Annotated in this window: 12 protein-coding genes and 2 pseudogenes; 5 read left to right on the top strand and 9 right to left on the bottom strand. The window is 56.8% G+C overall.

Annotated features, from left to right (window positions below; genetic code table 11):
• The first annotated feature begins 2 nt into the window (after window positions 1-2).
• Together TL5118_RS20580 and TL5118_RS20575 are read left to right on the top strand one after the other, a co-directional pair.
• Entirely contained in the window at window positions 3-8,369 is an 8,367-nt protein-coding gene (locus tag TL5118_RS20580; protein ID WP_058243142.1) for a peptidoglycan-binding domain-containing protein, read from the top strand.
• The gene (locus TL5118_RS20575) at window positions 8,366-9,313 is read left to right on the top strand and encodes a hypothetical protein (RefSeq protein WP_058243143.1); all 948 of its coding nucleotides are present in this window, start codon (window positions 8,366-8,368) and stop codon (window positions 9,311-9,313) included. Before TL5118_RS20580 ends, TL5118_RS20575 begins: the two co-directional genes overlap by 4 nt.
• A 64-nt stretch (window positions 9,314-9,377) precedes the next feature.
• Here TL5118_RS20575 and TL5118_RS21015 read toward each other — a convergent pair whose 3' ends face one another.
• On the bottom strand, window positions 9,378-9,689 hold the full coding sequence (locus tag TL5118_RS21015) for a DUF4236 domain-containing protein (protein ID WP_082626243.1): 312 nt from the start codon (window positions 9,687-9,689) through the stop codon (window positions 9,378-9,380).
• A 165-nt stretch (window positions 9,690-9,854) separates the two neighbouring features.
• Window positions 9,855-10,610 carry a DUF805 domain-containing protein gene (locus TL5118_RS20570; RefSeq protein WP_058243144.1) on the bottom strand — a complete coding sequence of 252 codons (756 nt, stop codon included), beginning with the start codon at window positions 10,608-10,610 and terminating at the stop codon, window positions 9,855-9,857.
• A gap of 141 nt (window positions 10,611-10,751) precedes the next feature.
• On the opposite strand from TL5118_RS20570, the pseudogene TL5118_RS21125 reads away from it, so the two are divergent.
• Window positions 10,752-10,886: pseudogene (locus TL5118_RS21125) on the top strand (IS110 family transposase); the annotation flags it as partial.
• A 47-nt stretch (window positions 10,887-10,933) separates the two neighbouring features.
• Here the strand turns inward: TL5118_RS21125 and TL5118_RS20560 are convergent.
• The 5 genes and pseudogenes from TL5118_RS20560 to TL5118_RS21670 all read right to left on the bottom strand — a co-directional run.
• Window positions 10,934-11,519: pseudogene (locus TL5118_RS20560) on the bottom strand (IS5 family transposase); the annotation flags it as partial.
• A gap of 103 nt (window positions 11,520-11,622) precedes the next feature.
• Entirely contained in the window at window positions 11,623-11,838 is a 216-nt protein-coding gene (locus TL5118_RS20555; RefSeq protein WP_165590076.1) for a phage head-tail joining protein, read from the bottom strand.
• Window positions 11,839-11,846: 8 nt separating this feature from the next.
• Window positions 11,847-14,513 (bottom strand): phage terminase large subunit family protein, encoded by a 2,667-nt coding sequence (locus TL5118_RS21680; protein ID WP_242601835.1) that lies wholly within the window; start codon window positions 14,511-14,513, stop codon window positions 11,847-11,849.
• Window positions 14,470-15,009: a phage terminase large subunit family protein gene (locus tag TL5118_RS21760; protein ID WP_306434283.1), complete on the bottom strand. Its 540-nt coding sequence runs from the start codon at window positions 15,007-15,009 to the stop codon at window positions 14,470-14,472. Before TL5118_RS21760 ends, TL5118_RS21680 begins: the two co-directional genes overlap by 44 nt.
• The gene (locus tag TL5118_RS21670; RefSeq protein ID WP_058243148.1) at window positions 14,927-15,490 is read right to left on the bottom strand and encodes a hypothetical protein; all 564 of its coding nucleotides are present in this window, start codon (window positions 15,488-15,490) and stop codon (window positions 14,927-14,929) included. The genes TL5118_RS21760 and TL5118_RS21670 overlap by 83 nt, the downstream gene beginning before the upstream one ends.
• A gap of 116 nt (window positions 15,491-15,606) precedes the next feature.
• Between TL5118_RS21670 and TL5118_RS20535 the strand changes: the two genes are divergently transcribed.
• Both TL5118_RS20535 and TL5118_RS20530 read left to right on the top strand, forming a co-directional pair.
• A complete protein-coding gene (locus TL5118_RS20535; RefSeq protein WP_058243149.1) occupies window positions 15,607-15,876 on the top strand; it encodes a hypothetical protein in 270 nt (89 codons plus the stop codon).
• Window positions 15,873-16,109, top strand: coding sequence for a hypothetical protein (locus tag TL5118_RS20530; RefSeq protein ID WP_058243150.1), 237 nt, complete (start codon window positions 15,873-15,875; stop codon window positions 16,107-16,109). Before TL5118_RS20535 ends, TL5118_RS20530 begins: the two co-directional genes overlap by 4 nt.
• Here the strand turns inward: TL5118_RS20530 and TL5118_RS20525 are convergent.
• Together TL5118_RS20525 and TL5118_RS20520 are read right to left on the bottom strand one after the other, a co-directional pair.
• Window positions 16,106-16,333: a DUF7220 family protein gene (locus TL5118_RS20525; protein WP_058243151.1), complete on the bottom strand. Its 228-nt coding sequence runs from the start codon at window positions 16,331-16,333 to the stop codon at window positions 16,106-16,108. The genes TL5118_RS20530 and TL5118_RS20525 overlap by 4 nt on opposite strands.
• Window positions 16,330-17,504: DNA modification methylase (locus TL5118_RS20520; RefSeq protein WP_058260823.1), on the bottom strand; the 1,175-nt coding region annotated here is incomplete at its 5' end. The genes TL5118_RS20525 and TL5118_RS20520, both read right to left, overlap by 4 nt.

Raw genomic sequence — 17,504 nt, 5'->3', positions numbered from 1 at the left:
TCTTGGCAGAAAGTATCTGGGAGCGTGGCCGCAAAACCCGCTTTGCCAAGGTGCCTCCGACAGGCCGAATTGATATTGGTCTGTTGCTCTTTCTCGCCACAATCATTGGTGGCGGTCTGGCGGCGGCTTGGGGTTTCGGCAATATCGAAGAGACGCGCGGCTTTTTCGATCCCCCGATCGTCTCCGAAGTGGAAGACCGGCGCATATTGACCGATTACCGCTCGGAAACATCGCCCATCGTAGATGCGACGATGATTGGCGGGGACGCTGTTTGGGTCAGGGAAAACGGGGTTGTGCAATCCTATGATGTCGCCCGTGATTTGGTCCTAAAGGATAATCATGGGCTGCAAGATTTGGGCTTTGCCTCTGGGCCGACATCCCTAACTGCAGAGTGTAACAGCCCTCTGGACGGGGACTGTTCCCAAGCAAATCGTGCGTTCTTACGAAGCGACAAAGGCGGGCTTGCCGTGCTTAAACGGAGCCGTTGGACCAAGCTGTTGGATGACAATGGGTGGACCGGTTTGAACGGCGAGTTGGTTGAGCAAGACGACCTAACAGCATGGGGCGTTTCCCAAGATGGTCGCTGGGTTCTTGCCTCTGCGGGGGACCAGGGGCTTGGTCTGTTTGATCAGTCCAAGGGAGAGTGGCAAAAGCTTGCCCGCAACCTGTCTGTCTTTGAGGCATCTCAAATTGTGTTTGCCCATCAACGTTTTTGGTTGGCCAGCCCTGATGGCGTTTTGACCTTCACGCCAGAAAATCGGCAGATTGAGCGCGCGGCGAACCAAACTGGTGGCAATGTATTAGATATTGATCGAACACCAGACGGCCAAGTGATGGTGCTTCAGACGGGCGGATGCAAGACTGGAAGCAATTGCCTGACGGTGTCCAAGACCACTCGGTCTGGAGAGCTGTCTTTGCTCGCAGGAGGGATCGCGACGGACGAAAACCTGTCCGATCTGACCGTGTTTCACGCCTCATTGCAAAAAGGGTCGCCCGTCGTCTTGGGGCGGGCTGGTGTTCACCGATATGACATCCAAACACGCGTTTGGATAACGCTGTTGCAAACGCCTGTAGACGCGTTTCATGCGGCATCTGATGGCAACACCATCTATTTGGCGGCGGGGACCGACTTTGCCAAGCTGTCGAACGGGATTTTTTTTGAACGCAAGCAACTCACGTCAAAGGCCACCCAAATACAGCCGACCGCAACAGGACAAATTTTGGTTTTAGACCGCGATGGTAAATTGTTTGATCTTGCCGGAGAAGCTCCGAAACTTGTCCGACCTGTCGATTTAGGCGCACCGTCAGGGGTGCGTTTTACCGCGGCCACGTTTTGGAATAATACGCTTATTTTTGCAGGGCCTCAAGGCAGCCTTCTGCATAACCCAACGACCCGCCGCTATAGCTTTGACCCCAATGGTTGGCCCAAATGGAAGGGCGGCGACGCCGGTAAACTGGTAGTCTCAGCTCCAAACCTTTGGTTGGTAAACGAAGCGAAAGGCCAAGCGTTCACGGCTGAAATCGTTGGTGATTGGCCGAACAAAACGCTGCAATTCACCCAACAGATGGATGTGGAACAACCTATTCAATCCACCTATGCCCAAAACGGCGGGGTGGCGTTTTTGACGCAAAACGGCAAACCCTATATCATTCGTAAATCGCAATCGGGTCGGCCCCACAGCATTTTCGGTACGACGTCCCAACAATTGTCAGACGCCACCCATCTGGCGGCAGTTTCTGATAGCTTGTTTTTTGCCGACAACAAGGCGATCCAACGATACTTCCTGCAAAATCGCGGATGGAGCGCACCGATTTCTGGGCCGTCAGATGGCATTGCCGATTTGGGCGCAAGAGGGGCAGGCTATGAAAACCTTGTGGTCATGTCGCCAAATGGCACCGTTTCAGCGCCCTCCGTTAGTGATGGTTGGCAATATCAAATCGGCAGCAACATAGATGCCTCAATTGGGCTGTCCAATGTGTCTGATTCCAACGTCAATGGCAATATTTTATGGTTGGCAGGGGATGGCAAAGTTCAGCCCTATTATTTGGATAGAAGCAGGTTTTATCCAGCACTGACGGGCGGGCGTGGCGACGTGCGTCTCATCTCGGTAAATGGGCGGCCTTTGTGGTTGTCGGGCGGCTCTTTGTTTCTAAACGATCGAAAAGTTTCGCAAAATGGCGAGACCGTAAAATCCGCATGGGCCGCGTCTGGCGAATTCGGTTATATGGCGGCTCGGTCGAATGGCTCAAATTACGTCGTAGGGGTGAACAGCGATCTAGAGTGCAAATTCTTGTCCGCCGCCGCCCCCGCGGGTGCGCCTTTGGATACGCGGCGCTTGGCTGACGGGCGGTTGTTGGTGATCACCGACAAAGGAGCCGGGCTTTATGATCCCATTTTGCGCCGTTGGCTCAAGGTGACGGGGATCAAGCCGCAGCGTTCAAGCTATCTTGAAGTTGTTAGGGGCCATCTTTTGCATGTCGTCCCTGACGGCTCGGCAAAACGGTTTCAATCTGTTTTGGTTGAGAAAATCGGCGACAGCCAAAGCTGTTCGGACGCGGCCGTAGAAATTGACTGGGACATTGACGAGCCGAATGTTGATGTGTCGGTTGATGTCAAATCAGGCGCTGTTCACTTGTTAAATTCAAAGAACGGAACCGTTGGGGAGTGGCAAAACGGAACCATTCAGGCCCTGTTGCCTCAAGCCAACAGCTCAGACGCAACAAGTTCGTTTAAACGCGTCTACAAGGTAAATAACGGTTTCACGTTTTTGAGCGAAACGGCTCTACATCATTACAACATCACAACGCGCAACTGGTCGCGCCAGAAGTTCGTCGGCTTATCAATTAAAATCAAAGAGTTGGATTTATTCGTTTCTGCGGGCGAGCCTGCTGCGGTCACATTATGGGACACAAGTGGCGCCATTTGGGGCGCAGATGTCGGTAGCGGCGAATTAAGGTTCTCCAAGAAAAGGTTGCCCCCCGCACCGCAAATTTCGCAACCTTCTGCACAGATTTCCGATTTTGCGCAAAGTAATGACCAAACCGCGATTTTGGGTCGGAATTCGATCGAATTCTATTCTGGTCGGACTTTTAGAGACCGCAAAATCGTTTCCTTCTCAACGGACACGTCTGGCAAAACCCTCGTCTCTATCGGAGGGTTTGGTGGAAATGCTCTGATCTCGGGGCCATTGCAACAGCCCAACACGATCAACTTTCTGCCTCAGCAGGACAAGATTTTCAGCGGATCGCTGAACAGCACGAGCTTTGCTTATACGCCTGAAAATGATCAATGGTGGCTGGCCGATCGCGCGCATTTATGGCGGTTGGACGCGCAGCTAAAGCTGTACAAATGTGCCTTTACCATTGGCGGAAGCAGTAAAACCCATTGTACCCAAGTGCTAGGAAATCCCCATTCACTAGAACGCGATGACGTCATTGCCGCCGAAGAAATCAACGATAAGTGGATTTACCAGTCCGGGGACGGGCTGTGGCTTTTGGATGATGAAAACCGCAATCCGCAACGATTGCTTGACCCAGAGGTGACGAATTCTGGTGTCCTGTTCCGCCATTCAAATGCTGTCTTGTTTTGGGATCGACAGGCGCGGAATTTGTACCAGTTTGAGGCACAGCAATCTCGGATGCGGTTGATGCAAAACGATGTTTTGGATGTCGCTAATCGTTCAGACAAGCTGGTGCTTACGCTACCCAACGGCGCGTCCGCCTGGCGTTCTGCTGTCATCGCGAATGCAACACAACTTTCTGCTGTGACCTTTAGCAAGGATATCGGCACAGAAGGGAGCGCCGGTTTTTACGGCTTATCGCCTCAGGGGCGTATTTTCCGCAACGGCAAAGAAGAACCCAATAGTGGTTTGCTACGCCTTCCCTCTTCGACTGTGGCGATCGCAAATGGTCCCGCTCCCGCAAGTTTGGGAGATCGAAATATCCAAGGCTGGTGGGCGCAGGATCAAGATGGAACCATTGGGTTTTACTGGGACCGTGCTTGCGTAAAAGGCGATTTGCCGCAAGTTGACTATTTTGATGCCCCGTTGCGCCATGTGCTGGCAGAGGAAACGCTGCGTTGTCAGGGGGCCATGTCCTTTGATCTTGGCTGGAGCGATCAGCACCGCCTGCTATCCGTCGAAGCGGGCAGAGATCGCATTGAATTTACCACTACCGCGGGGCGGTTTGCGATGAACCCTGACGGGAATTTCACCCGCACCGGCGACTTTGCGGGTCGCGTTCAGGTGAGCCTGACCGCAAAAGGTAACTTTACCAAGTTGATTTCCCGCTTTGAAGGGAAAGGCTACGTCTCACTTCCACAGCTGCGAGAGCAAGCTGGGGTCGCAGCTGTCTCTGTGGCAGGCTTGCAGATCAGCTTTGACGCACCAATTGATCCTGCCAAGCAATGGGAAGCCTTTGGGAATGATTGGCTGGCTTGGGACCGAAATTCCAATGCGATCAAGATTGACGGCACGCCGCTCGCGCCCAAAGACGCCTTTGAAAACGGGATTTTGTTACCTCTGACAAAGGGGCGCGGTGCGTATCGCGGGAAAGACCGTTTCGCGTGGATTACTGCTTCAGGACATTGGCTGGTGGACGATGCTACCCGCGTCCAAGTTGTTTCGATAGGATCGCAGCCCGATGTGATCGGCCTCGCGCATGATCGGTTTTTGCTGCGCTCTGGTGGGTTAGATGTGGTGACAGGGGCGCAGAGCAACGACAACGACACACACACAATCGCGGCCGCCGATCTGACATTTGTCGAAGCGTTGCGAGGCCAAAAAGTCACGGCGACGCTTTCTGTCGGGGGCCAAAGCGTTAATGCCTTCTCGTCGCGCGGATTTCAATTTGACACGCGTCAAGACATCACGCAACTCGGAACACAGGCATTTCTTTTGACACCGGTCGGCCTTGCCGATGCCGAGAGCTTTGCGACAATGCTGCCCGTTCCGCGTAATATGTCAGCGGTCGAAGGCCAAAACGGGACGATGTTTGGGAAAACAGGCACAAGCTGGGCGGCATGGGATGGCGCTCAGTGGGTGCGCTCAGACCCGCCACGGTGGAACGGCATTGTCGCACAGGAAAGTGGTCGCAAATGGCACAAGGTTTCCGGCAAACTTTTGATTTCGCCCGTGGTCGCTTCCGAACAGTGGCGGGTTGATCGAAATGGGTTGCGTTTTGCCGCGGATACGCTCGTCGCTTTGGGGTATAGCAACGGTGAATTTGTCACGGTAACTGGCGTTGGCACTCAAGTTGCACGATCGTTTTCTGGCTTGGCGTCTCTGTCCGATCCGATCGTGCCGCCGAATGGCATTCGGTCAATTGATGTCCAAACAGCAGCGCCGAACAAGGAAATTCTATGGGCTCAAACGGCGAACCAAAAACTGGTCTGGAACAGCCGCGCGCAATCTTGGGTGCCGCCTAAACAGGGCCAAAAACCGTGGGAGTATCGTGCGCCGTTTCCTGCAAACGCGCCGATTTCGCTGTCTTTCACAAACGGCAGCGCGGCTGCGACAATCGTGGTAGAGGCGAATAATGGCACTACCGCGCCCAGCCCTTTTAACTGGCGACGCGGGGGTGTGTTCCCCTTTGACAAGGTCAATGGATTGATCGTCGCGGACGGTCAGGTATTACTAGCTTCCGATTTCGGGTTGCGCCGTTTAACGGGGCAAGGTCACGCCTCGGGCGGGGATGTGATATACTCCAATGCGCCCGCGAATGCCCCTCCTAAGGCTTGGGTGTCAATCGGGCGGCCTGCTTCGACGCCTACGGTTGTCGCAGCGAAGGCACAAGATGGGAGCTGTGCCGAATTTACCTCGGCGCGCACGGCGCCAACGGGTTGCGCAAGAAACCATGACCTTAGACAACGTTTCGTCATCGAAACGCCGTTTTGGCAGTGGGTAAAGTCAGATCGCAAAGTCGCAGGAATGTATCTGAACAGAAACGGAACAGAATTGGCCCCTGTTACCTATTCCTCTCGCGACGGGTTTGCTCATGATCGGCTTGCCGCGCGCGTGAGATGCAACGGCGTGACATATGAAGCGTGGCAAGGGCGTGATACCATCGCCACGCTAAATGGTTTGCGACCTGTCGCATTGGATCGAGTTTCTGATGCGCGCGAATTGTATTGCCAATCTGAAACGCATCAATTGGGGGGCGGGCAAAGGTTGGCGCCGGGTGTTATTGCCGTTGGGCGCGACCAAAGCGTTCAACTTTCCGGCCAATCGTGGAACTCCGTGGATCACAAGGCTGTAGTTGAACGTAGTTCGGGTCTCCTGCCTTGGAACAGCGCGCGCCTAAAGATGGGGTTGAAACGGGGACAGCCGCAGCTGTCTTATTTTGGCAGGGATCAGAAATGGCACCCATTGGGATGGAGCAATGGCACCGCCGACATTGACAAACTGACCGGTGTGACCAGTGTTTCCGCTGGTCAATATGCCTTATCCAAAGAGGGGTTCTATCCGATCAGTGTGGGGGGGGGCTATCGCATCAATCCTAAATCATTTGACCTTTTTGGGGCGACCACCGCATCCACGGGGTTTGGGGAATGCGTTCCATTTGTCATTGAGCCGAATGACGGATCGGTCCAAGCGGTGCCTAAATTACAAAATGGAACCGTAACAGTCGGCTGTCGCAATGGCGAATTTTTCAGAGGGAGCCTAGCAGGTTCACGCGATCGCGCGGCCTTTGATGTGCTGCCTGAAAACCCCCTGAACGGTCGCGTTCTCACCTCGAATGATCGTTGGCAGTTCACACTGTCGAATGCGAACAAATACCTTGGCCATGTTGTGACCTCATTCGACACAGAGCCTGTCTCTCTGTCGGCGGGTCGATACTCATTCGATGATTGGACGGGCTTTGCAACGCCATTTGCCGAGACCACCGAGGTTCTGACTTCGGGAAGCGGTTGGTGGCAACAATCAAAGAATGATTTCTCGTTGGCGGCTTTGTCACGCCCTGTTGCCGAAATTGATCCGACCGAGGTCATCAGTCTGTCATCCGATTTGGTAGAGGGAAAACGCAGCCTATGCCTGACGCTTCCATCGCAAAAACAAAACATTTTTGCAGATGGTCAACGCGCCCGCGCGGGCGAATGCCGCGATTGGTTGGGCGATGACCGTGTCTGGAGCTGGTATCAAAACGATGAGGGCGCATCGGCCTTTGGCACAGCGCGTAACGGAGTAACGATGCATCGCGCATTGGAAGATGGCCGTTTTGGCGATCTGATCGCGACTGGCGCACCCCTTGTTGCCGCGTCAAAGGCGTTAGAGGGGGTTCTTGTCCCCACTCGGGCGGGCGCTGTGGAGTTGGGTCCAAACGGTCCGATTGCCCACTACGCGTTTGACCAAGCTGTGACCTTAACATTGGATCAATCTGGCGCGCCTGTTTTTGTAGTCGGCGCGCGGAGCTATAAACCCTATGGCGATGCTGATCTTTTGTGTCCCGCCGTACAGGCCTTGCCCACACTGCTTGAGAAAAGGGCCGAGATCGAAAAAATCACCTATTTGCCGCATAAGCGCATTCAGGTTCTCGTCATAACGCCAACAGAGCGCATTGCGCTGACGATGGCCTGTGACGACGTGGTTACGGCGCGTCCGTGGTTTTTGGGCGTTGAGCGTCAGCATACCGCCCGCTTCATGGCCGAGAGATCAAATCTACAAGGGCCTGAGATCTATCTATCCGTTGTCGAAAACCGTCTTGTCGCCTCGGATGCTGCCGAAAAAGGTGTTGAGCAACGAATGGAATTGAGCGGGCCGATGGTTGCGCAGATCGCGGCACAAGACGCAGACGCGGTTCTGCTTTTCTCGTCGACCAAGCTGTTGCGCGTTGATTTGGACCGTGCTGTTTCAGACATTGCGCGGGCTCAACGTTCCGTGGATTTGCCGCGGGGAGCATTTGCACCGGCGCCGCAACAAGCGGAACCACAACAAACGCAGCCTCAACAAGCGGAACCAGAAACCCAAGCTACGCCAAAAATAATCAATGTGCGCCCACGCCTCAGGCCGCAGCCCACGGTGACACAACCCAAGGCACCGACACCGCCTGTGCCGTCAGTTAGCAATTCTGGCACTTCCAAAGCGGCCCGCAAGGATCCGAAATTTGATGCGCCACAGACCGAAGAACCCGACCTAACAATGCAGGTTTCGGTTTTTACGCTGCCGTCACCGGAAATCGCATGGACCAAACAACAAGTGCGCGACATTCAATCTGCCCTTAACCGCAAAGGTTTTTCCGCAGGAAGTATTGACGGGCTTTGGGGACAAAACAGTAATAGCGCGCTGATGTCGTGGAAGGAGAAAAATGGGTATTCCCCGACTGAGGGTTTAACCGTTGCACAGTTCAAGCGTTTGACAGAGGTCTCAGAATGAAAAAACCACAAACACAGATCCGGTCATTCACCCTAGCGGCAAATGCAGATGTGCGTTGCGCTGGTTATGCGCCAGACGACCCAAAACGGTGGGTGTCCCTAACCGACGGCACCCAGGCCAAGATTGACTATTACCCATCACCGCTGGTCTCCTATGGTGAGGAAGATCATGAGGTTGCCAAAGTAAAGTTCGAACAATCCAAAGCAGCTTTTACCTCAGATGCGCCTAGGCAAGTGTTGCAAGACGTTTTAACCAGCGAGCCAGCCTCACAGTTAAAGGCTGATGTGCTTGGTCAAATCTATGCCGCTTTGATCTCGGTGACCCAGTTGAAGGAGCATAGCATCCTTCCAAAGGCGAATGAATTCCCCACGCTCTCTCCGATCAAAGTCATCACGGCACGTCAACGATTGGACACATTCAACGCGTTTGAGGCGCAGCTTCAGTCGCAGCCGTTGGGGAATGAGGTTGATGTGGTGGCGGAAGCTCTTTCCGAAATGCCTCTTGCAGCTGATTTTACGGTGGAGATCGAATTTTCGGACCTGACTTCTGTGACCCGTGTTGAACTCCTGACAGATGCAGATTTTAGTGTTGTTTGGGGCGAATCTGCCCTTTCAATACAAGAAGCTGTCGGCTTGGACAAAAGCCAGAAGATCACGCTCTTACCCAAAATCCAGCCACAGGCCATGGATTCGCGCGCGAAAGGTGTGCGTTCGTACCTGCTTAATGCTGCGCAGATTTTGTTCTCACTTTCGCATGGAAGACCAGGTGACATGGAGTTAGTTTTTGTGCGACGCGCGCAGGATACAAAGGCGGACTACGCGTTTCAGTTAACCGTTGCGGCTGATGCTTGGACGGTTACGCTGCCAATGCTCATCAAAGGTAAACGAACATTCCGAGACGCCGCAGGCATTGAGTTTTCCCAGATACCAGTCCCACGGGACTAGGGCCATTTGCCTAAGAACGCGCAGGGGTAAACCCTTCACCGAAATCTCTTCGTGAGAGGGGCCGTTATGAACCATGTTCCCTCAGATTGTTAAGTATGGCATCCAAGCGCGCTTTGTTTTGCCCTTCACCTTCAGGCTGTTTGGCCGTCTTGGCAGATGTCACTTTGGCAGATGATGCCTGAGGTCGCGCCGGAGGACGGATACGCGTTCGATGCGAAACACCCGTCCCTGGGATGCCAAGGTTTCGATACACGCCGCGGCGGCCAATTGTAATACTCGCCCCGCGCGGGCCAATGCTCAGGCTAAAGCCTGACTTGGAAATATTCAAACGCAGGCCAGGCGCCAGTTTGATTTGTTTTTGAAAACGAAAAGCCAAAATTTAGTTTCCTAGCGTTGTTACCTGCCCAATCGAAAAGTCGGGCAGGAGAAATCCTAAATGCGCAAAATTCTAGCGCACGTGATAACTAGCCATAGTCCGAAGTGACCTACTAATCACTTTTCGCCCGCAACGGATCGTGTTGCGGGCATAGGGCGTTGACGCTCACCCGAACCGATTAGGGCCAGAGTCTCCTTTCTTTAAAGTAAAGATAAAAACTGCAATCGCGCATCCGAACCAGACTAGTACCGCAATCCCCCAAAACAGGGGAGCGTTCAATCCGCCCGCGATCAAACCAAGCGGTAAAGCTGCCAACCACGGACCACCAATCCACCAACCGGTATGATCCGTGTCATGCAAACGCCGCCAGGACACCGCATAGAGAGGGAAAAAGGTCGCCAACCCAAACAAAGGCGCAAAGAGCGCCGCATCACCATAGGGGAACATTGCGGCATCAATGATGCCACTGACAAAACTACCCAAAGCGACAAACAGGGCAAACCACCAATATTCAGATCGGCTGGCACGACCGGAAAAGGTGAAGTATTTTGAGAAACAAATCTTGATCGCCTCTCCAAAATCGCGTGCCGGTGCGCCATGATACAACCCACCAACCGTCGCTGGTGCCGTATTCGTATGAGTGCTTGCCACAGGGGCGGCGGCCGGTGATGGACCTGGCTCTTTCTCTTTGGTTGTCGACATCGCCCCTGCAGTCGAGGTGCGGACAGGAGGCACAGGCGGCGGCGCGGGCTTTCTGACTTCAAACCATTTGTGGGCTGGCTGCCAATCTGGAAGCCTGTCGTTCCAAACCAGCGTTTCACCCGTCAGAGTGTCAGTACGCAGCAATTCTTCGATTTCCGTGTTTGACACGGGGCCGACGGAGCGGTCACCGACAATATAATGCCATTCAGGTTCAGTCATCTTTAAAAAATTCCTTCGATGTTAAGGTTGCAAAGCTATTTCGAGTCGGTTCTGGTTTCAATGGGCTTTGATGATGTGACCGTCCCGGACGGCATAGATGTGCCAAGGTTGGTTTGTTTTGATCCACAAAGGAGGATGGTCATGTCGGAGATTATCAATGTTGGACTCGATCTGGAGAAGAATGTTTTTCAAGCTCACGGGTCTGATGCGACAGGTCGGGCGGTAACACGTAAAGAGCTGCGACGGGCTCGGGTCCTTGAGTTTTTTGCGGCTTTGTTCCGCAAATGGTCTGAGGGGCGGACTTCCCCTTTCCCCGGACGGATTTAGCCTACGACCTCAGTAACAGGTATGCCAAGAGCTGTGTACTTGTTGAGGACGGCAACACGGACCTGGATTTCCGCGACCTGCCGGTCGAAGTCCCGCGCCATGAGACTCTGCCCCAGCAACTTCACACAATGCATCTTGGTTTCGACAGGGCTTCGTCGGTGATACCCGCTCCACCGTCGCCAGATGGCGCGGCCGAGATATCGTGATGCGTTGACGGCCTCGTTCCGAGCCATGGCACCGGCGCTGGTGGGTTTCCAAGGCCTGGCGTTCTTCCGCGGAGGGATGACCGCATGGGCATTCCGAGCGGCAATCACGTCATGGCATCTGCGTGTGTCATAGGCCCCGTCGGCGGTCACTGACCCGATGGTTTGATCGGCTGGGATTTGGTTGAGCAACTCTGGCAGCATTGGCGCGTCACCGATATTGCTGGTGGTGACTTCGACGGCGCGAACTTCCAGCGTTTCCGCGTCGATGCCAATGTGTATCTTGCGCAAAATCCGGCGTTTCGGGCCGGCCACGACCCGGCAGTGTATTGCGCATCAATACACGAGAGGGATGCTTGCGCGCGTTCCACTCGCCTTCAACCGCGCAGCCGGCGTTTGGACATTGCCCCTTCAAGCCGCGCGCGCACGCCATCTGCGCGCCGGGGTTGCCCACGGCGCCAAAAACCAAACATCGCCATGGATCAAAGCCCCTTTGAGGTCATCACATGTACCCGCCGCACCATGCGCCGCCCCTCTGCCAAGGCGATCTCGCGGTCCAGGGCCTCGATAGCTCGGTCGATCTCGGCCACGCTGCGATAGTCCACCGTCTTGCCATCGTAGCTGACACGGGCCACGCCGGAGGCGCGCTGCGACGTCAGCGCGTCGCAGCGGAGTTTCAGTGTCGCCAGATTTGCCATGCCCAAACTCATCCCATGTATGTTGACCGCGCAACGCGGCGGATCTGTGCCCTTCGCGCAGACTGTGGGCCCCCGGCGAAGGCAGTGCCCTTAGTGTCAGCGACCCCAAACTGCGCCGCGAGTTCTTCCCACCTCGCCTCCGACCAGCGATCCGCCCCGAGAATCCAAGCCGCGGCTCGGGCATAAACCCGACAGTCGAGGGCTTCGTTGCGTTCCCGCAGCTTCTGCCACTCCAACTTGGCAAAGCCGCGCTTATTCTTGACCGTCACCAACTGCTCGGCCGTCAACTGTTTCAACCATTCCGCATCAACCCAGCCCGGCAGATGCATGAAGCCGGGAGGAAACGCCTCTACATCTGCCAGGCTGGAGATCTCCGGCGGATCGAGCCGCAGGAAACGATAGGTCTCGGCCTTGAAGGTCGACGTGGCGATAGTCCAAAGGCGCGCCCCACGGCGCAGGCGTTTGCCGCCTATGGTGGCGTCGACATAGGTCGGCCCCGTTACAGGGCTCGCCCGGTTGAAGCCCTCAAGACCTTTCACCGGTGCAACCTGCCCAAACCCCACCTGTCGCGCCCAGGCATAGACAGCGCTGGTCTCATAGCCCGTATCGATCGCCAGTTTGGCGAGGGTCATCGAGATGCCACACTCATGCTGCCATGCCCGACAAAGCAGATCAGAAAGTTGCTGCCAGCACGCCGGATCCCCCGGGCCACCCTCAATCACGATGTGATCAATATGCCAGCTTTGCAGACCCCTGCCCCATGCCCAGATATCAACCTCGATCCGGTCTTTCTGAACGTCAGCACCAGCGGTCAGGAACAACCCGTCCGCCGGCACCGTGCCTGCGCGCCAGTCTTCCTTCAGCCCTTGGAGGCGCTGCCAGTCCGGCGCCTCGCCGCTTTCCATCCAGGTCTCACCGAGCGAGGTGTTGACGAAGGTCTTCATGGTCTCGTCCCCACCCGCACGCGCTGACAGAAACGCCTTGGCCATGGCCTCTAGCCGCACCCAGGGCGAATAGATCTCGTTCAGATGGAAGCCCGCAGTCCCATTGAATGGTGCCTCCGCGATCCAGCGGCCGTTGGAGATGGCCGCCCAGCGGGTCTCGTCCTTCCATGCGGCGTCGCAGTCAGCGCAGTGGTAGCGCGCAGTTTCCGGGCGATGGCTGCCGTTCTCATCCTTGTCCCATTTGACCTGTTCCCAGGTCAGGATCTGCTCGGTCCCACACGCCAGGCACGGCACCCAAAACCGCCGTTGGTCGCTTTCTTCAAACGCCGCTTCAATCCGGCTTGCGCCCTTATTCGTCGGCGTCGAGACCAGCACGATCTTGCGGTTCCAGAACGTCACCGTCCGCTTCTTCGCGAGGTTGACTGGGTCGCCCTCGGCCCCTGCGCTGAACGGATAACGGTCCACTTCATCGCAGAGCAGCAGCCGGATCGGGCGGCTTGCCAGCCCCGAGGGTGCGTTGGCGCCCACAATCGTCAGATGCCCGCCCGGAAACCGCTTGTGCAGGATCTTGTTATTGCCGTCCCGCGACTTCGGATTGGCGATCTTATCCTGAAGGCAGGCTGTATCCCGCGCCATCGGCGAGAACCGGTCCTTTGACCAAGTCTCCGCGTCCCGCTCCGTTGGCATCACAACCATGATCGGCGCCGGATCTTGATCGATGTGATAGCCGACGGCGTTGTTGACCATCTCCGTATTATGCGTCGGGATCATCGTGCGCCCAGCCAGATAGAGCCGGTTCGGGCTGTCCACCTGAATACAGCGGACCGGCACGCTCTCCACAGGCTCAACTGCCACGATGCGGCGGCGCTCGGTTTCCGTCGTCCGCCGCCCCTCCCGCGAGACCTGACGCGCCCGCTTCCGCGCCAGTCGAAACACCTGCGTGTCGTCATAGATCATGAACGAGAACCGCGTCGCGGGGTTTCCGAAACGTCGTTCGCCGTCGATCATCACCGTGGGCTGCTTGTCGACAGCAGTGAACTTGATGCCCAACGAGGCCAGCAAGTCTCCAAAGCCATCCGCCAGACGTCGATGCACCATGATGAACTCGCAGCGACCGCATTCAGCGATGTAGCCGTCCGTGTCCATCAGCCCCTGCAGGAGGGCCAGGCGCTGATCTATCGAGGCGCGCAGGTAGGTCGGCGGGATGTGTTTGCCGGTTGCTGGCGTCTTCCGATCCTTGGCCAGCCCCATTGCCCGAAGGCGCAGGCTGAACGGCTTTCCGGCTTCCAGAACCGGATCAACGGGAAGCCCGTGCTTCCATTGCATCGAGAACTGACGCCCACATTCCGCGCATTGCCCATTCCCGTGGCGACCCAGCACATCCATGTCATGCCCACGGCGACACATATTGTCGGGCCAAGGCAGTGTTGGCTTCAGCGTCAAGATATGCGGAACCCGCTTGTCCTTCGACTTGACCTCAACCTCCACACCGCAAGCGCGAAGATGGTAGGCGATTTCCAGATCGTCCTGATGGCAGGTAATCTGTGAACCGTAGCTGTGGCCGTCCCCCAGCCAGACGCCCAAGGCGTAGGGCGGGATCGGCAATGCCTGTTCGGGCAGCTGCAACGCACCGGCCACAGGGATGGCGTATCGGTTCCGCTTTTTCGCGCCGTAGTAATGCGCAGTTTCAGCAATCTCCTTCGTCGTCAGGACCGCCCGGTGGATCGTCATGGAACAGGTCCCTCATCGCGTCCTGCACGCGCACTGGTGTGTCGCTGTCGACCGCCCAGAGGTGATCGGCATCAGCGATGATCGAACTCCCGTCCGAAAACCGCACCCGGTAGCAGCGCCGGTTAAGCATCACGTCCGTGGCGCCGGTGACGCGGCACGGCGCGCCGGTTTCGTCAAAAAGAATGTCGCCAACCGCGACCTCGCCCATCGTGGTCCAGCCTGTGGGCGTCGCTAGCGGCGTGTCGAGCGCCAGCGCCTTACCCACCTGTGAGCTGGACATGATGACGACAGTTTCGGTGGCAGCATCAGAGACCGCTTCCATGATGCCGCGCTGGTATTCGGCCCGGCTCGTGCGCCACTGGCCCGGCTCAGCGCTGGCCTCAGAACTCAGCCTCCGGTTCTGGTCCGCCCAATCACTGATCGTCAGGTCCGGAGGCGGCTTCAGAACCGCCAGGGCTTTCGCAACCGTCCGTTTCAGGATCGGCGAGCCCGTCAATCTCAGGATCGGTTTCGAATTCAATGTCTGGCTCTGCGAGATCATCAAGCACCTCACGGATGGCGGCGCGGATCAGGGTCCGGGTGTCTCCGACGGAGGGTTGTTCAAAGGCTTGAGGTGCCAGCCGGTCCGGCAGAGCTAGCAGGCGGGTGCGCAAGAGCGCCAACACCGCAATCCAGGCCGCCTCGATCTGGTCTGCCGCAATCAGAGAACAGCGCTTTTCCTCGGCTTCCATTTCGGCGAGGTCGGCCCGCGCTCGGATGAACCGCGCCCGTTCAGCGGCATAGTCTGGCGCACCCGCCTGCGCCTTCTGCGCCTGATCGCGCAGGTAGCGGACATACCCGCGCACCGACCCAATGAGGTCGTATTGCCCCCGCTCGGCCTTGGGGATCACACCTTCCCGGCTCAGCTGCTGGACCCGTCGTTCCGAGAGGTCCAGAAGCCTTGAGATGACGCCGATGGGTTGGGTCGCTGCTGACACAAGATGATCCCTTCACGTCGATCAAAGCACTGAAATTGCGTCGATTATACTGGATAGGCAGGCCCCGCAGAGCGAAGCTGATGACAGCAAACGATGCACCTGAATGAGACGCCAAGATGCCCCGCCTGAACCCGCAAACCACGCCCCGCCACCAACTGCGCACCGAGAAGGCGCGCCGAAACCATGAAGCCGCACTGGACGCCTTCATGACCAAGAAAGCCGAGATCGACGCCATGCTGGCGCGCCTGCAGGCGCTCAGCGACGACCACTTCAACACCGCCCACGACGCCATCACTTGGGGCGACGTCGGCAGCCTCGAACACTACGCAAACCTGCTGAAGCGCATAACCGATAGCGCCTTTTGCGAGGGCGAATACGCAGAATGAACGAAGCCAACGCCATGGACACCAGCACCATCCGCATCGCCATTCGCAAGCTGCCCGATCATTTCGACCGAAGCCGCATCACCGACATCCTCGATGAGATTGAAACCGCCTTGATGGACGATGGTGGCGTTGACGCCAAAACCTATGCCGACAGCTTCACTATTACGGTCGAGATCCCGACCCATCAGCTGTTGGATACGGCAAGCTGCCTGCAAGGCCTTGGGCTGGTCTAACGGCGCTGCCCCGCAACCCTGCGAGACTCAAAGAGCCGCCGTAGCAGGAACGAGCGGAACAGGCTGACGATCGTGAATATCCCGCCCATAGCAAGATTTTGTCCCAACGTTGTTTGCAGCCCAAAGACCGGAAAGATCAGGATCTGCGTCACAACCGCGACGCCATAGCCGACGATCACGTTGGTGATCGCCTCGACCAAAGACATGAGGCGGGACTGGTTCATGCAGCCTCGCGCTCAGGTTTCAGGGCATCGAAGGTCATCTCGCCACCCTCAAGCACCGCCTCTTTGCCCGTGAATTTCTGCCAGCGTTGGACGGCTACATCGATGTAAGCCGGGTTCAGCTCGATGCCGAGACAGACGCGGCCCGTGGTCTCGGCAGCGATCAGCGTGGTGCCTGATCCCATGAAGGGTTCATAGACAGCCTGCCCGGGGCTCGAGTGGTTTAGGATAGGCCGTCGCATGCACTCGACCGGCTTCTGCGTCCCGTGAACGGTCTTTTCGTCCTGATCCTTGTTGGCAATCTGCCAGAGCGTTGTCTGCTTGCGGTCGCCTGCCCAATGACCCTTGCCAGATTTGCGCACGGCATACCACGCGGGCTCATGTTGCCAGTGATAATCACCGCGGCTCAGAACCAGTCGGTCCTTGGCCCAGATGATCTGGGACCGGATGGTGAAGCCCGCGACCTCCAGACTTTCGGCAACCGTGGCAGCGTGCAGCGCGCCATGCCAGACATAGGCGACATCGCCGGGAAACAGAGCCCAAGCTTCGCGCCAATCGGCGCGATCATCGTTCAGCACCTTGCCGGTGCGCTTGGTCTTGGCCGCACCTGCTTGGTTGCGCCAGTTGGGATCGTATTCCACACCGTACGGTGGATCGCTTATAAGCAATAGCGGCTTTACGCCGTTCAGTACTTTCTCGACATCCGTGGCCACGGTGCTGTCGCCGCAGAGCAGCCTGTGGCTGCCGAGGATCCAGAGATCGCCGGGGCGGCTGATCGGATCCTCAGGGGTTTCCGGCACATCGTCCTCACCCTCTTGGGAGCCGGCGCCGTCCTCAAGGCTCGACATCAGCGCGTTAAGCTCATCATCGGTGAAGCCCGTCAGCCCGAGCTCAAAATCCGCCTCCAGCAGATCAGCGAGTTCGAGGTTCAGGAGATCCTTGTCCCACTCCGCATTCTCGCTGGAGCGGTTATCCATGATCCGGAAGGCGCGTGCTTGATTGGCTGTCAGCCCTTTGGCGACATGCACCGGTGCAGTCTTGAACCCAAGCTTGCGCGCAGCCTCCAGACGAGTGTGCCCGGCCAACACGACCATTGCCTCGTCCACGACGATGGGTTGACGCCAGCCAAACTCTTGGATCGAGGCCGCGACCGTGGCGATAGCCTCGGCGTTGT

This window comes from Thalassovita autumnalis (assembly GCF_001458255.1).
GTDB classification, from domain to species: Bacteria; Pseudomonadota; Alphaproteobacteria; order Rhodobacterales; family Rhodobacteraceae; genus Thalassobius; species Thalassobius autumnalis.
Note: the sequence above shows the minus strand (reverse complement) of the source record. Positions and strands in the feature narration are given on the sequence as shown.

Excerpts from the sequence above, each read along its gene's own strand:
- TL5118_RS20575 (WP_058243143.1), top strand. The coding sequence starts at position 8,366 with ATGAAAAAACCACAAACACAGATCCGGTCATTCACCCTAGCGGCAAAT.
- TL5118_RS21680 (WP_242601835.1), bottom strand. The coding sequence starts at position 14,513 with ATGACGATCCACCGGGCGGTCCTGACGACGAAGGAGATTGCTGAAACT.
- TL5118_RS20535 (WP_058243149.1), top strand. The coding sequence starts at position 15,607 with ATGCCCCGCCTGAACCCGCAAACCACGCCCCGCCACCAACTGCGCACC.
- TL5118_RS20525 (WP_058243151.1), bottom strand. The coding sequence starts at position 16,333 with ATGAACCAGTCCCGCCTCATGTCTTTGGTCGAGGCGATCACCAACGTG.
- TL5118_RS20570 (WP_058243144.1), bottom strand. The coding sequence starts at position 10,610 with ATGACTGAACCTGAATGGCATTATATTGTCGGTGACCGCTCCGTCGGC.
- TL5118_RS20530 (WP_058243150.1), top strand. The coding sequence starts at position 15,873 with ATGAACGAAGCCAACGCCATGGACACCAGCACCATCCGCATCGCCATT.
- TL5118_RS20555 (WP_165590076.1), bottom strand. The coding sequence starts at position 11,838 with ATGGCAAATCTGGCGACACTGAAACTCCGCTGCGACGCGCTGACGTCG.